General features: G+C 41.2%; 14 protein-coding genes and 1 pseudogene. 14 read left to right on the top strand and 1 reads right to left on the bottom strand.

The window, feature by feature from the left end:
- Positions 1–37: 37 nt before the first annotated feature.
- The 8 genes from atpG (at position 38) to COD92_RS14060 (ending at position 8,690) form a co-directional block, all read left to right on the top strand.
- A complete protein-coding gene (gene atpG / locus COD92_RS14025) occupies positions 38–895 on the top strand; it encodes an ATP synthase F1 subunit gamma (RefSeq protein WP_098527776.1) in 858 nt (285 codons plus the stop codon).
- 200 nt (positions 896–1,095) lie between these two features.
- A complete protein-coding gene (gene atpD, locus COD92_RS14030; RefSeq protein ID WP_098527777.1) occupies positions 1,096–2,517 on the top strand; it encodes a F0F1 ATP synthase subunit beta in 1,422 nt (473 codons plus the stop codon).
- Between the two features lie 21 nt (positions 2,518–2,538).
- Positions 2,539–2,946 carry a F0F1 ATP synthase subunit epsilon gene (locus COD92_RS14035; RefSeq protein WP_098527778.1) on the top strand — a complete coding sequence of 136 codons (408 nt, stop codon included), beginning with the start codon at positions 2,539–2,541 and terminating at the stop codon, positions 2,944–2,946.
- A gap of 412 nt (positions 2,947–3,358) precedes the next feature.
- Complete coding sequence (locus tag COD92_RS14040; protein ID WP_098527779.1) at positions 3,359–4,642, top strand: ABC transporter substrate-binding protein; 1,284 nt, start codon at positions 3,359–3,361, stop codon at positions 4,640–4,642.
- 99 nt (positions 4,643–4,741) lie between these two features.
- Complete coding sequence (locus COD92_RS14045) at positions 4,742–5,617, top strand: carbohydrate ABC transporter permease (RefSeq protein WP_098527780.1); 876 nt, start codon at positions 4,742–4,744, stop codon at positions 5,615–5,617.
- A 2-nt stretch (positions 5,618–5,619) separates the two neighbouring features.
- A complete protein-coding gene (locus tag COD92_RS14050) occupies positions 5,620–6,534 on the top strand; it encodes a carbohydrate ABC transporter permease (RefSeq protein WP_098996419.1) in 915 nt (304 codons plus the stop codon).
- A gap of 249 nt (positions 6,535–6,783) precedes the next feature.
- Positions 6,784–7,797, top strand: a complete 1,014-nt coding sequence (locus COD92_RS14055; RefSeq protein WP_098996420.1) for an SIS domain-containing protein — start codon at positions 6,784–6,786, stop codon at positions 7,795–7,797.
- 56 nt (positions 7,798–7,853) lie between these two features.
- Complete coding sequence (locus COD92_RS14060) at positions 7,854–8,690, top strand: PfkB family carbohydrate kinase (protein WP_098527783.1); 837 nt, start codon at positions 7,854–7,856, stop codon at positions 8,688–8,690.
- 252 nt (positions 8,691–8,942) lie between these two features.
- Here COD92_RS14060 and COD92_RS14065 read toward each other — a convergent pair whose 3' ends face one another.
- The gene (locus COD92_RS14065) at positions 8,943–9,929 is read right to left on the bottom strand and encodes an SIS domain-containing protein (protein WP_098527784.1); all 987 of its coding nucleotides are present in this window, start codon (positions 9,927–9,929) and stop codon (positions 8,943–8,945) included.
- A 242-nt stretch (positions 9,930–10,171) separates the two neighbouring features.
- Here COD92_RS14065 and COD92_RS14070 point away from each other — a divergent pair, with 242 nt between their 5' ends.
- The 6 genes and pseudogenes from COD92_RS14070 to COD92_RS32820 form a co-directional block, all read left to right on the top strand.
- On the top strand, positions 10,172–11,008 hold the full coding sequence (locus COD92_RS14070; protein WP_098527785.1) for a sugar phosphate isomerase/epimerase family protein: 837 nt from the start codon (positions 10,172–10,174) through the stop codon (positions 11,006–11,008).
- 139 nt (positions 11,009–11,147) lie between these two features.
- The gene (locus COD92_RS14075) at positions 11,148–11,867 is read left to right on the top strand and encodes a GntR family transcriptional regulator (protein WP_098527786.1); all 720 of its coding nucleotides are present in this window, start codon (positions 11,148–11,150) and stop codon (positions 11,865–11,867) included.
- A 44-nt stretch (positions 11,868–11,911) separates the two neighbouring features.
- Positions 11,912–12,769, top strand: coding sequence for a YitT family protein (locus COD92_RS14080; protein WP_098527787.1), 858 nt, complete (start codon positions 11,912–11,914; stop codon positions 12,767–12,769).
- A gap of 1,121 nt (positions 12,770–13,890) precedes the next feature.
- Positions 13,891–14,262, top strand: coding sequence for an NADH-quinone oxidoreductase subunit A (locus tag COD92_RS14085; RefSeq protein ID WP_098527788.1), 372 nt, complete (start codon positions 13,891–13,893; stop codon positions 14,260–14,262).
- Positions 14,253–14,765, top strand: a complete 513-nt coding sequence (locus tag COD92_RS14090; RefSeq protein ID WP_141561107.1) for a NuoB/complex I 20 kDa subunit family protein — start codon at positions 14,253–14,255, stop codon at positions 14,763–14,765. The genes COD92_RS14085 and COD92_RS14090 overlap by 10 nt, the downstream gene beginning before the upstream one ends.
- Before the next feature lie 3 nt (positions 14,766–14,768).
- Positions 14,769–14,971, top strand: a pseudogene (locus tag COD92_RS32820) (NADH-quinone oxidoreductase subunit C); the annotation flags it as partial.

The following is a 14,971-nucleotide window of genomic DNA, read 5'->3' on the forward strand; positions in this document are numbered from 1 at the left end:
GGGCCAGACATTCTTTGAAAAAGGGTGGTGAGAACCTATGGCTTCATTACGCGAAATAAAAACACGTATTAATTCGACAAAAAAGACGAGTCAAATCACAAAAGCAATGGAAATGACCTCTGCTGCGAAATGGAACCGTGCTGTTACAAATGCTAAATCATTTGTACCGTACATGGAGAAAATCCAGGAAGTAACGGCGTCGATTGCGATCGGCTCAGGCGGTGTGAATCACCCAATGCTTAAATCTCGTCCTGTTAAGAAAACAGGTTATATTGTGATCACAAGTGATAGTGGACTTGCCGGTGCGTTTAACAGTAACGTCATTCGTAAAGTTCATCAGACGATTCAGAGCCGTCACAAATCGAATGATGAGTTCGCTATTATTGCAATCGGAAGAGTGGCCCGTGATTATTTTGTAAAGCGCAATATGAATGTTATCTTAGAAATTATCGGTATCCCTGCACAGCCAAATTTTGCGGATGTTCAAGATGTAACCCGCAATACGGTTGCCATGTTTGCTGATGGTACCTTCGATGAATTATATGTCTTTTACAATCATTATATAAGTGCGATTTCACAGGAAGTGACCGAGAAGAAATTACTTCCGTTAACGGATTTATCTACTTCTCACAAACTCACTTCTTATGAATTTGAGCCCTCTGCAGAAGAAATTTTAGAAGTTCTCCTGCCACAATATGCGGAAAGCTTAATTTACGGTGCCCTGCTTGACAGCAAGGCAAGTGAACATGCTGCCCGGATGACGGCAATGAGAAACGCAACTGATAACGCAAAAGAATTAATTAATCACTATACATTAGTATTTAACCGTGCACGTCAAGCAGCGATTACCCAAGAAATTACCGAAATCGTCGGCGGTGCGGCAGCATTAGAATAGTGCTTGGTGACAGGCACCATTACCAACACGCCTTTAGTGAAAATGGACGCTGTTCAGTGACCTTGATGAGTATCGTAGTGAGAAATGGTGGAGCGCTCCTATTTTCTTATTACAATGGTTACGAGTAAGGTGCAGGAACAAGGTTCATTTTTCAGAAGGATGTTTGAATTCTTGTAAAGAGTAAGTTAGGAGGGAAAACGATGAACAAAGGACGCGTTCTTCAGATTATGGGTCCGGTTGTTGACGTTAAGTTTGAGAATGGTCAATTGCCTGAGATCTATAATGCATTAAGAGTTGTCAATTCAGCGCGTAATGAATCAGATGTTGATATCAACTTGACCCTTGAAGTAGCCCTTCATTTAGGTGATGATACTGTTCGTACGATCGCGATGTCAACCACTGATGGTTTAACTCGTGGTGTGGAAGTAGAAGATACTGGTAAGCCGATTTCTGTTCCAGTTGGTGATGTAACACTTGGTCGTGTATTTAACGTATTAGGTGAAGCAATTGACTTGAAAGAGGATGTACCAGCAAGTGCCCGCCGTGATTCTATTCACCGTGAAGCACCAACATTTGAAGAGCTTTCTACTCAGGTAGAAATTCTTGAAACTGGAATTAAGGTAGTAGACCTTTTAGCACCGTATATTAAAGGTGGTAAAATCGGACTATTCGGTGGTGCCGGTGTAGGTAAAACCGTTTTAATCCAGGAATTAATTAATAACATCGCTCAAGAGCACAGCGGTATTTCTGTTTTCGCTGGTGTAGGTGAACGTACTCGTGAAGGGAACGACCTTTACCACGAAATGACAGATTCCGGCGTTATTAAGCAAACAGCGATGGTATTCGGACAAATGAACGAGCCGCCGGGTGCACGTATGCGTGTTGCCTTGACTGGTTTGACGATGGCTGAATATTTCCGTGATGAGCAAGGACAAGACGTATTGTTATTTATCGATAATATTTTCCGTTTCACGCAAGCAGGTTCTGAGGTTTCTGCCCTACTTGGCCGTATGCCATCTGCGGTAGGTTACCAGCCAACGCTTGCTACTGAAATGGGTAGACTAGAAGAGCGTATTACGTCAACAAATAAAGGTTCTGTAACATCAATCCAAGCGATTTATGTACCTGCCGATGACTATACGGACCCGGCTCCGGCTACTACTTTCGCGCACCTTGATGCAACAACAAACCTTGAGCGTAAGCTTTCTGAGATGGGTATTTACCCTGCGGTGGATCCACTTGCTTCGACTTCTCGTGCATTGGCACCGGATATCGTTGGTGAAGAGCACTATACAGTAGCTCGTGCGGTTCAATCGACTTTACAAAAATACCGTGAGTTACAGGATATTATCGCGATCCTTGGTATGGACGAACTTTCTGATGATGATAAGTTAGTCGTATTCCGTGCGCGTCGTATCCAGAACTTCTTGTCACAGAACTTCCACGTGGCGGAGCAGTTTACTGGCCAGCCAGGTTCATATGTTCCTGTTAAAGAAACGGTTAAAGGATTTAAAGATATCCTTGAGGGTAAATATGATCACCTTCCTGAAGATGCGTTCCGTCTTGTCGGCCGTATTGAAGAAGTGGTTGAAAGTGCAAAACGTATGGGTGTAGAGGTCTAAAGAGAGCCAGGAGGGTAAAAAATGAAGACGATTAAAGTCAGTGTTGTTACTCCCGATGGCCCGGTGTATGAATCAGATGTGGAAATGGTAAGTACCAAAGCTAAAAGTGGTGAGTTAGGTATTTTACCCGGCCATATTCCATTGGTTGCTCCGCTTGAAATAGGTTCGGTTCGTCTGAAAAAGGATGGAAAGACAGAATTTATCGCAGTGAGCGGTGGATTCTTGGAGGTTCGTCCTGATCAAGTGACAGTTCTGGCCCAATCGGCTGAGAAAGCATCTGATATTGATGTGGAACGTGCCCTAAGAGCGAAGGAACGTGCCGAGCAGCGTATGAGAGACCAGCGTGCTGAGCATATGGATTTCAGACGTGCTGAGCTTGCGTTGCAGCGTGCAATCAATCGCCTCGCCGTATCGGAAAAAAGATTATAAATATAATTTAAAACCTCTCTGGTGTCTGCCGGAGGGGTTTTTTGTGTTTACAAAAGGAAAATCATTTTCTATATAAGCTATTTTATTTTTAAATAAATAATTTTTTTCTATCAGAATTGCTGTTATTATGATATTTTTATCTAATAAAGAAGTATTCTACAATACTAAATTCGTTAATCGAAAAATAGTAAATAAAGTATTTATCAATCCGTAACAAATTGTTTGAAAGTTTTAGCTATTTCGATATTGACGACAAACGTTATAACATGTAATAATATATTATAATACAACAGGTGATAAACGCTGACAGATTAGGTCGAAGGAGGATGAACAAAAGAGTAAACATATTGGTTTAGTTCTTTATGAAAGCGGTTTAAAAACTTTTGCCATGAGAGTGAATTTACTGGGGGGAATGTATGTGAAACGTTGGTTTAGTGTAGCTGTCATTATTTTAATGGTTATGTCATTAATTATCGGTTGTTCCTCAAAAAGCACTACTTCAAAATCAAAAGATGGAAAGACTACGATCACATTTTTTTACCGTTGGCCAAATGAGCCGTACAAGTCCTATTTTAAAAGTGTTATTGCCGAGTTTGAAAAACAAAATCCTAACATTAAAGTCGAAGAGGTAACCGCATTAAACGATGATTATAAGCAAAAAGCAAATGTTCTTTTAGGAAGCCAGAATCCACCTGATGTATTCTTTAGCTGGGCTGGAGAATATGGACAAAAGTTTATAAGAGATGGTGTGGCGTTAGATCTGACAAAATACTATCAAGATGACACTGAGTGGTCTAACCAGTTAATCAGCTCACAAGTAGACTTCTTTAAAAAGGATGACAAAGTCTATGGAGTACCGCTTTTTACAGACAGCAAGCTATTCTTCTATAACAAAGATTTATTTGATAAGTTGGGATTGAAAGCACCAACTACTTGGGATGAGTTCATGAACGTATTGGCAACGATTAAAAAGAATGGAACAACGCCAATCATCCTGGGAAATAAATCACCTTGGGCTGCTGCTCACTATGTAACAGCTTTGAATCAGCGTTTAGTTCCTAAGGAAGTGCTGGACAAAGATCTTAGCTATCAGGGGGCCAAGTTTACCGACCCTGGATATGTAGAGGCATTAAAGAAATTAAATGAATTAAGACCATATTTTAATGACGACCCAAATGCAGTCGCACACGATGAAGCAAGAGGCCTCTTCCTTGGCGGGAAGGCAGCAATCACATTCCTAGAAACACAGGAAATTACGTATATGAAAGATGCAACGTTTAAATGGGATACATTTAAGGTACCAACGATTGATGGGGCAAAAGGGGATCAGGGCGGTTTAATCGGCGCACCTGAAGGCTTTATGATTCACAGTAAATCTACTCATCCGAAAGAAGCGATGGCGTTCTTGAAGTTTATGACGTCTAAGGCAAATGGAGAAAAGTTAATTAAGGATACTGGATTAGCTAGCACCGTTGTTGACGCTGTCAATGAGAATAGCGCAACGAAAGAAGAAGTAAAAGCAATGGATTTAATTAAGGAACAGAAAAATATGTTGATCTGGACTGATAGTGCGTTAGACAGCCGAATCTTCAAACCATACGGTGATGGAGTACAAACGATGCTTGGCGGCGGAATGAAGCCTGCAGATGTTATGAAGAGTGTTCAAGAAGCAGCAAAACAAGTGTATAACAAGTAACAGTATCTACAAATCTATCAAAGGTGCCGGTTAAGAGAGACAACAACTCCCTTTTAACCGGCAAAATGCTAAATGATTTTGTTGTTTGGGGGGGTTAAGATGCGCAGAACACGAATGGTCCCAATTCTTTACATGGCACCTGCCTTAATTATGCTGGCTTTATTTGTATACTACCCATTAGTTCGAAATGTCGTAAATGGCTTTTATGAATGGAACCCATTTACATCAGATAGAAGCTTTGTTTTCCTAGATAATTATCTACGACTCTTTAAAGATCCTGTTTTTTACAAAGTGATAAAAAACAATATGTTATACGCGGTGATCTCTGTGATTATGCAGGTTGGTCTTGGGTTAGTGATTGCAGCGGTACTGGAAGATAAGATTTTCAGGAGATTTTCTACCTTCTTCCGGACAACCTTTTTTATACCCGTTCTCATCTCGATGACGGTCATCGGAATCCTGTTTAGTTTTATTTACAATCCGGAAGTAGGGCTGCTAAACAGTTTCTTACGACTAATCGGACTAGGGGATTGGGCAGAGGGCTGGCTGGGCAACCCCAAAACAGCGATTTATGCAGTCATTTTTGTCTCTCAATGGCAAAGTATTGGATATGCGGTCATGTTGTATGTACTAGCAGTGCAAAAGGTTCCAGGAGAATTATATGAAGCGGCCACCATCGATGGGGCCGGAAAGATTCGTACATTCTTCAGCATTACTGTCCCACAAGTAAAAGAAATGACCTTTGTTCTATTAATCTATACAGTGACTGGCTCGTTCTTAGTTTTTAGTGAAGTATATGTATTAACAAGTGGTGGTCCGGGGAACTCATCACAGGTTTTTAGTACATATCTCTATCAAAAAGCGTTTATTGATAATGAACCAGGATTCGCTTCAGCGATCGCAAACGTGATTCTTGGTATCACACTTATCTTTTATTTTGTACAGAATAAATTCTTAAAAACAGGGGAGGAGTAGAAATGAAGCTGGTGGAATCACAGGGAGATTCAGTAAGACAAGATGGAAAGCTCGAGGAAATTGCTGGTCTAAACTTGAAATCTACTAAAAGCAAATCTGGCTTTTCAATCGTTGTCGGATTGATCTTTCTCTTTTTACTCCTTTACTTTGCGGCCATTGCCTATCCATTGTTCTGGATGATCATTAACTCCTTTAAAACGACGGCTGCCATTTTTAACGACAGCTGGGGACTTCCAAAAGAGTGGCTGTTTTCGAATTATACGACGGCTTGGGAACAAGGGGTTTCCAGCTACTTCATGAATAGTTTGATTATCACGGGCGGGACCTGTTTGTTGACGGTGTTAGTAAGTGCCTTGTGTGCGTATGGATTGACTCGTTTTCAAATCAAAGGCGGCAAGTTTCTGCTCTTGTTTGTTTCAGCAGGTCTGATGTTTTCCCCGCAAAGCAGTTTAATTCCGCTCTATGAGCTGGTTCAAAAGCTGGGAATCTTTGATACTTACTGGGCATTGATTCTAACGTTTACGGCCTACCGCATTCCTTTAACCGTGCTGTTAATCCGTTCCTTTTTCCTTTCGATTCCGAAAGAGTTAGAGGAATCTGCTTACCTCGATGGGGCTAACAGCTTTAAGGTGTTTACAAAAATATTCCTGCCAATGAGCAGACCGATTCTGTTCACGGGTGTAATTTTAACCGCTTATTATGCTTGGAATGAGTTTTTATTTTCGATTCTCTTTATTCAAACAGAAGATGTTAAACCAATTACCTCTGGACTCTTAGTGTTTAAAGGTGCCTTGAGTACGAATTGGGGCGTATTGATGGCTGGTTTGGTTATTTCCGCAATTCCACTGATTGCCATCTTCCTCATGATGCAAAAATACTTTGTCCGCGGCTTAGCCGAGGGAAGTGTGAAGGGATAATTTTTTAAAATAGGTTCTGTTAACCAATATTGTTTTTTATACTCTGTTGATTGGATCGGAAGGCGCCGACTCCTCGAAAATGCTATCGCATTTTCTTCGTGCGTGGGCGGATTCGAGGATGAATTTCAATGTCCTGCGGGAGTACGGGGCCGAGGAGGCTCCCCGGCACGCCCGCGGAAAGCGAGCGCCTGGAGAGGAAATCAACAGCCAAATTTACCGGCTTAAAAATAATAATAGGGAGTGGACGCAATGTTGAACTTTAGCAGAGAAAAGTATTTAAAGGTGACAGGTGGAGCCATCGGGCTGAGAGAAGAAATTGAAAGAGTAGTAGATAAAATCTATGAAAAAGGGTTTAAAAACCTTTTCTTAATCGGATCCGGCGGGGCAGTGGCAACCTTCTATCCATTCGAATATATAGTGAACTCAACATCTACGATTCCAGCCTATGCGGAAATTGCCGCAGAATTTATTCTACAAAATCATAAACAGTTAAGCGAAGAGTCACTAGTTATTCTATCTTCTCTATCAGGAACGACAGAGGAGACGGTTGCTGCAGCAAGATACTGTAAAGAAAGAGGAGCAACGACTATTGGCATAACTGGTGAGTACAATAAGCCGCTTGCTGACATTGTAGACTTCCCATTAGTCAACTTTGCAGAGAATGATTTTGCCAGTGATTCCAATCAATTGGTGCTCTTCCACCTTATTTTTAGACTGATGCATAAAAATGGCGATTTCCCTGAATATGAAAGATTTGCCGCACAGCTTGAAATACTTCCAGAAAAGTTAATCGAGACAAAAGAAAAATTTGAGCCTAAAGCAGAAGCGTTTGCCATTGTTTATAAGGATGAGCCGTACCATATGGTGGTTGGTTCAGGTACCACATGGGGCCGTGCCTACTCTTATGCGATGTGTGTATTGGAAGAAATGCAATGGATTAAAACGAAATCCATCCATGCGGCGGAGTTCTTCCATGGCACCTTGGAGTTGGTTGAAGAAGATACAAGCATGATTCTGTTAAAAGGGGAAGATGAAACTCGTCCACTAATGAATCGTGTTGAGCGGTTTGCTGAACAGTATACGAAGAAATTAACGGTTCTTGATACAAAAGACTATGCACTAGATGGAATCAGTTTGGAGTTCAGAAAATATTTATCACCAATTGTTACGTCGACTCTTCTCCAAAGACTTAGCGTTCACCTAGAGGATAAACGGAATCACTCTTTAGAGATTCGAAGATATTACCGGACAGTAGCATATTAAAAAGCGTAAGGGAAAGAGGATATCTTTCCCTTATTCACTAATGGGAGGAACAATTTATGAGATTAATAGCGGTTGGAGATAATGTAGTTGATTATTATGAGGATCGGGAAGAAATGTTCCCCGGCGGGAATGCCGTCAATGTGGCTGTTTTTTGGAAGCGTTACGGTGTAGAGGAAGTTTCATATATTGGGATTGTCGGGAATGACGAAGAGGGCGAGCATATTGTCAACTCGTTAGCACAGGAACAAATTGATGTTTCCCGGGTAAGAAAAGTGTTCGGACCCTCGGGAGAAGCTGTTGTTACGTTGGATGAGCAGGGCGACCGTAAGTTTGTCGGCTCGAATAAAGGCGGTGTTCAGAAAGAACTGAAATTGAACTTTACTGAATCTGAACTGGCGTTTATCAGCACTTTCTCACTGCTGCATACAAGCGTATTCAGCCATTTAGAAAAAGAATTGCCATTATTGCAGCAGTATATTGATATCTCATTTGATTTTTCAACGAAATACGATGAGGACTATTTAGAGCTTGTTTGCCCCTTTATAAAGTTTGCAATTTTCTCTGGCGGCGACTTAACAAACGTTGAGTGTGAAGCATTAATCGCGCGTGTTCACCAGCTTGGGACACCTAATATTATTGTGACCAGGGGTTCGGAAGGATCTTTATTTTCCGATTCAAAACAGCTATATAAGCAAGGAATCGTAGAGACAGTGGTAGTCGATACACTGGGTGCAGGTGACACCTTTGTAGCGATCTTTTTAAAAGAATATGTCTTGTCTGGGAACGCCGAGGAGGCGATGGAAAAGGGTGCGGCGGCTGCGTCTGAAACATGCCAGCGCTTTGGTGCCTTCGGCCACGGGAAAAAGCGTGCCAAAAGGATTACGATTGGCTAAGGCAAAGGGAACCTGTTCTTTGTAGAACAGGTTCTTCTATTACGCTTATAAAAAACTCCCTAAGTCTTTAAGGCTTAGGGAGCGGTTTCATTTTAAGAGATAAGAAAGTATAAATTTCGACTTCGAGAATTGTCCAGCTCCAGGCGCCATCGGCTCGAGGTCACAAGCCAATCCGTCCAAAAGGTTAATGAACAACCTTTCGGCCGGCTCGTCTTGTGCTTGTCGCCGAAGTCTAAGCGCCTTGCGCTTTTCTTAGTATTCTACTTTCCACATATATCTTCTTTTTGAAAGCGGGTGATTACGAGCATCAGCTAATTGTTCTGCATAGCGGCGGAGAACGTAATTTAAGACAAGTGGCGCGATATAACCTTTTAACTCTTCGTCAATGCCTTCTAAATCAAGCTCTTTTGCATCTAATACGACGAGTTTTTTACCGTATTTTTTTGAAAAATCTAATGCTCTTTCATCTAGTGGACGTGTTTCATCTAAGCCAACTAGAATAATAAATGGTACTTCTTCATCAATGATTTCAAATGGACCATGGAAGTATTCACCTGCGTGAATGGCGTTGGAGTGAATCCACTGCATTTCTAAAAGGATGCAAGTAGTGTAGGAATAGGCTATTCCATAGTTGGCTCCGCTTGCCATCGTATAGATCACTTTTTCATCTTTGTATGATTGACCAAATTGTTGGGCTCGATCTGCAAATTGCTTGCCAGCTTTTTCAAAGGCGGCCTGGGTATTGGATAAGCTATTGACCATTTTGTCAAACCTTTCGTTTCCTTCTAGGACGTTTAAAACACCCATCGTTAGTTGATATAGTAAGCCTAAGTTGGTATTGAAGGCAACGGACTCAGCGCCCCATTCGTATTTAACAACGAATTCACTTTCCTGTGCCAGCGGGGAGGTTGGTTCGTTTGTGAAACCAACTGTTAATGCTCCTTTTTGACGGGCAAATTCAGCAGCCTTTACGGTTTCAGGAGTGGTACCTGACATCGAGCACAAGATGACAAGAGAATTTTCGCCAAGTTTTCTAGGGTTGCGATGAATGAATTCATTGGAGCTGTATACATCAGAAGGAATGTTTTTTGCTTCTCGGTCCATGATATATTTGTTCGGATACATGATAGCAGAGGAACCGCCGCATGCAACAAAGTAAACATGGTTAATTGTGCGCCCTTTCAAAGCATCTAACACATTTTTTACCTGTGGATCTACAACTACTTGTGAGTTTACCATTCATTTTTCCTCCTTAGGACTGTTTGGTCTAACATATAATAATACATTATATGATGTTATAGTATTATACATGATATAAATTGTCAATCTCTTTTGAAAATTAAATTTTATATTTTAATAGACACTAATATCAAATTGACTTATAACATATTATGATGTTATATTAACTTTGAATATCTTAGTAAATTAGATAGTTTTTGTTTTTAAAAATAAATACAGGATGAAGTGAAGGGGATGGGGAAATGTCAAAGATCACGAGGGATCAAATTACGGGAATGAACTTCCATTATAAGCACTATCCTTTGGAATACTTTTTAGATGCAATGGTTCGATATGAATGCAAAAATATTGAATTATGGGGAGCATCCCCTCACTTTTATGTAGATGAACTAACACTTCACGATATGAAAAATATAAAAAGAGAGATTAATAGAAGAAACTTATCGGTGGTCTGTTTTACACCGGAACAGTGTGTGTATCCAATCAACCTTGCGGCCAAAGAGGATGGCATTCGGGAAAGAAGCATCCAATATTTCATCAAATCAGCGGAGGCGGCAAAAGAATTAGAGGCACCCTTACTATTAGTTACGCCAGGCTGGGGCTATGAAAATGAAGATAAAAAGGAAGCTTGGAAGCGAACGAGAGATTCTCTTGAAAGATTATCAGCCGTTTCAGGCGAACTTGGGTTAACCCTTGCACTTGAACCTTTAACAAGAGTAGAATCCAATATTATCAACGATGCGAAGTCGTTAAAAGCGATGCTAGAGGAAGTAAATAGTCCCTTCCTTAAAGGGATGATTGATACCATTCCAATGGCTCTAGCTAATGAAGATTTCAATGATTATTTCAGCATCCTTAAAGACGAGATTGTCCATATTCATTTTATTGATGGAAAACCGGAAGGCCATTTGGTATGGGGAGATGGGGTCTTACCGCTGCAGAAATATATTGATCAGTTGAGTCAACAAGGTTATCAGGGATCGCTCACTTTAGAGTATACATCCTATCAATATGTGCAGAACCCGGATGAGGCGATGGAACGGACGTTGGACGTGCTTTCAGGAGTGTTAGCCGATTAAAACAAATTGATAGCTGGAAATTATTTATATATACTTGTAATAACAATAGAAAAAACAGCAGGTGGAACTAAATGATTAAAGGGAGGGGGCTTTCCTCCCTATATAGTTTGCTAATAAGAAAATTAGGCAGGTGATTGATGTGTTAAGACAGGATGACCAGATTCCTTTATATATTCAATTAAAGGAATCACTTCTCAGCTCCATCTTGAATGGGGAATTAAAGTATGGGGATAAAATCCCAACGGAAGCAGAATTAAGTGAAGAATATAAAATCAGCAGGATTACCGTAAGAAAGGCGATTCTTGAGCTGGTTGAAGATGGGTTTCTGGTAAAGCGGCAGGGAAAAGGGACGTTTGTTAACAAAAGGAAGATTGAGCGAAAGATTGTCCACTTTTTAAGCTTTAGTGATGCCTGTAAGGCGAATGGCCTGACAGCGAGCAGTAAAGTGATTAAAAAGGAAATTATTCAGCCAACAGCAAAGGATATTGAATTGCTGCAGCTGGATGAAGGGGATGCCCTGTTATTTATTCAACGGGTACGCTATGCTGGTGATTCTCCGATTATGATTGAAAACAATTATTACTCTTATAAAAAGTTCCATATCTTACTGAATGAGGATTTAGAGGGATCCGTCTATAAAGTAATTGAAGAAAAGCTGAATATTAAGCCTCGTGGTTCCTGGGAGACGACATTGGAGATTGTCAGGGCATCAGAGGATGAAGTGCAATTACTCAATACTTCAAGCGGTGAGCCTTTATTTTATATGGAAACGACCGTTTATGATGAAAACGACGAGCCTGTCCATCGCGGGAAACAGTATATTTTAGGTGATAGCTATAAATTCATCTTCCAGCAATAGTTTTAAAAAGAAATTCGGAATTTGATACGGGGAAGTTGAGCGCGATGAGAAAAACGATCAAAGATTGTTTATACATTTTGCTGGGTTCGCTTATTTTTTCAATAGGTATTAACTATTTTACAATCCCAAACCTGTTGTCAGAAGGCGGGATTATCGGCTTAACGATTATTTTTCACTATTTGTTCCACTGGTCGCCTGGGATTGTGAATTTTGTCCTCAATACGGTGCTTGTTTTGGTAGGAATGAAGTTTTTGGAGAAAAGAGCTATTATTTATACGTTATTTTCCATTTTTTCATGTTCTTTGTTTTTGTTTATTACCGAGGAAACGGGAAAACAGCTTACCAATGACACGTTATTAGCGGCTATCTTTGCCGGTTTATTGGTGGGAGGCGGCTTAGGGATTATTTTTCGTGCCGGGGGAACCTCGGGCGGGACGACGATCTTAGCGAGGCTTGCCAACCAGTTTCTTGGCTGGAGTATGGGGAAAGGTATTTTGGCAATTGATATTATCGTAGTGGCCGGCTCGGTGTTTATCATTGGGCTCGGGAAAGCGATGTATACGTTGATTGCAGTTTACTTAGGCGCTAAGGCGATTGATTTTATCGTGGAAGGGCTAGAAGAAAAGGTGGCTGTCCTGATTATTTCTAATTCATCTGAATTGGTGTTAGATGCGATTACGAATAAGTTATCACGAGGAATTACCGTTTTAGAGGGACGCGGCGGTTATACCGGTGATAATAAGGATGTGCTTTATATCGTGATTAATAGGCAGGAAATTGTTCAGCTGAAGAATTTGATTTATGCAGTGGATGAGCATGCCTATGTGACCGTTCATCTTGTTCAGGAGATGATTGGTAAGGGGTATAAGGTCGGTAAGACTAGGATGGCGAAAGGTATATAGGTTAGGTTGTTAGAGAGTGGGATATAGGTAAGGTGCGGGTTCCGGTAACTATCGTAAACAATAAAAATTATATTCTTGTTTGGGTATTGAGGCTGGAGTAACTATGTATATATGTTCGCTTGCAGGTTGTGATTGACTACCCGGATGAATGATTTTTGGTGATGGCAGTCGTTAATAAGGTCTATTGACTACCCGGATGAATGATTTTTGGGGCTGCCGGTCGTTAATAAGGTCTATTGACTACTCTGTCGAATCATTTTTTGCGTTAACGGTCGTCAATCAATATCTCTATTAGTTAATCATCATTGCATTTCTAAGCGTGTTTATTTTTTTTATAGTATTAGTTGGGCCAGTCTTGCGACTGGCTTTTTGAGTGGGAAAGATATGTGTGGTGAGAAAGACTCAGTTTTTTCTGCAGGTGGTATGATGAGGGCAATTCTGCATATGATGATAGGGGAAATGGAAATAATAGTTGGACTCGAGTACGGATGTTAGGAAATGTTCTAGTAATATAACAGTTTGTGTCATCTTTTGATAAAAAAGAGTGATTTTTGTTTATTTTTTAAAAATAGTAAAGAAAAGTGAACATTTGATGACAAATCTCACAGACAAAAGAGAGAAAATTATTGTTAAATAGTGGTTGTTGTCGATTATTTTAGTAGGGTTACTGGGGTTCTTGCGAACCCTGTTTTAGGCACGTCATCTTCCGCTGACGCTCCAGATCACGTGCACCGAAAGCGCGCACTTTTGATTAGTATTAGCTGGTTCGCTCTTGCGTCATCTCTGATGTTTTTCAGGGGAGCTTCTCGAGCGAGATCACGCAAACGCTCAGGGGGGGGAGGGACCCGTGTCTTGAGACAAGTTTAGTGTGAAAATTGTATTTCTATCGCCATGTGCTAACGCACATTGCGCTTCCGCTGACGCTCCAGCTTGCGAAATTCCCCATTTTTAGCCTCTTTTGAGAGCGAGCTCTCACGAGGCTAAAAATGGGGAATTGTCGCGGCGATAGAATTCCAATTTTTATAAAGTTGGTTTGTCGACACGGGTTTGTAACAGTGCTATAATGAATTCGGTTACATATTTAATTAGTATGAAAATTTACAACATTGGAGGGGATAGACATGGAACTTAATGTATATCAGAATAATTATCTGATAGTTTTTGTGTTCCTATGTCTTGGTGTGCTGCTGCCTGTGGTGGCGTTATCTTTTGGGAAACTTCTGCGTCCGAATAATCCGAGCGATGAGAAGAATACCACATATGAAAGCGGTATTGAGCCATTTCACGATTCGCGTGTGCAGTTCAATGTCCGCTATTATATTTTTGCCCTGATGTTTGTTATTTTTGATGTAGAAACAGTGTTTTTATATCCATGGGCGGTTGCTTATGATAAGCTGGGGATTTTTGCGCTCGTCGAGATGTTAATTTTTGTTGCGATGCTTTTACTTGGCCTAGTATATGCTTGGAAGAAGAAGGTGTTACGATGGATTTAAGACTAGAAGATTTCACACCGGATGAAATAAGAGAGTTAGAACGAAATGTATTTTTTGCCACGCTGGAGCAAATTAAGGCATGGGCACGGAGTAATTCTTTGTGGCCGATGACATTTGGTCTGGCTTGTTGTGCGATTGAGATGATGGGCACGGGGGGAGCGAACTATGACCTTGACCGGTTTGGGACGATTTTCCGTACGTCACCGCGGCAATCCGATTGTATGATTGTTTCAGGTACGGTGACGAAAAAAATGGCACCGATCTTACGCCGTTTATATGACCAAATGCCGGAGCCTAAATGGGTGATAGCAATGGGTTCATGTGCGACTGCCGGCGGACCGTATGTAAAATCGTATTCCGTTGTTAAAGGAGTCGATCAGATTGTTCCGGTGGATGTCTATATCCCAGGATGCCCGCCTAACCCTGCTGCTTTAATATACGGAATCAATAAGTTAAAGGATAAAATTCGTTACGAAGCGAAGACAGGGAAGAAGGTGATCTAACCGATGAGCGGGGAGAAGGATCTCGAACAATTAAAGAAAGAGGCGGCCGCAAAGGCAAAGGCTGAGGCTTTAGCAAGACGTAAGGCGAAAGAGGCTGGCGGATCTGCACCACCACCGGCACCGGAAGAGGCACCAGCCCCAGCCGCAGCTGCGAGTGCGGGCAACGCTGATGAACTCGCAAAGAAGAAGGCAGCCGCAGCGGCGAA

Source organism: Bacillus sp. AFS037270 (genome assembly GCF_002585305.1).

Bases quoted from the DNA above. Each gene is read 5' to 3' on its own strand.
- COD92_RS14040 (WP_098527779.1), top strand. From the start codon at position 3,359: ATGTATGTGAAACGTTGGTTTAGTGTAGCTGTCATTATTTTAATGGTT.
- atpG (WP_098527776.1), top strand. From the start codon at position 38: ATGGCTTCATTACGCGAAATAAAAACACGTATTAATTCGACAAAAAAG.
- COD92_RS14085 (WP_098527788.1), top strand. From the start codon at position 13,891: ATGGAACTTAATGTATATCAGAATAATTATCTGATAGTTTTTGTGTTC.
- COD92_RS14060 (WP_098527783.1), top strand. From the start codon at position 7,854: ATGAGATTAATAGCGGTTGGAGATAATGTAGTTGATTATTATGAGGAT.
- COD92_RS14035 (WP_098527778.1), top strand. From the start codon at position 2,539: ATGAAGACGATTAAAGTCAGTGTTGTTACTCCCGATGGCCCGGTGTAT.
- COD92_RS14070 (WP_098527785.1), top strand. From the start codon at position 10,172: ATGTCAAAGATCACGAGGGATCAAATTACGGGAATGAACTTCCATTAT.
- COD92_RS14050 (WP_098996419.1), top strand. From the start codon at position 5,620: ATGAAGCTGGTGGAATCACAGGGAGATTCAGTAAGACAAGATGGAAAG.
- COD92_RS14055 (WP_098996420.1), top strand. From the start codon at position 6,784: ATGTTGAACTTTAGCAGAGAAAAGTATTTAAAGGTGACAGGTGGAGCC.
- COD92_RS14080 (WP_098527787.1), top strand. From the start codon at position 11,912: ATGAGAAAAACGATCAAAGATTGTTTATACATTTTGCTGGGTTCGCTT.
- COD92_RS14065 (WP_098527784.1), bottom strand. From the start codon at position 9,929: ATGGTAAACTCACAAGTAGTTGTAGATCCACAGGTAAAAAATGTGTTA.
- COD92_RS14090 (WP_141561107.1), top strand. From the start codon at position 14,253: ATGGATTTAAGACTAGAAGATTTCACACCGGATGAAATAAGAGAGTTA.
- atpD (WP_098527777.1), top strand. From the start codon at position 1,096: ATGAACAAAGGACGCGTTCTTCAGATTATGGGTCCGGTTGTTGACGTT.
- COD92_RS14045 (WP_098527780.1), top strand. From the start codon at position 4,742: ATGCGCAGAACACGAATGGTCCCAATTCTTTACATGGCACCTGCCTTA.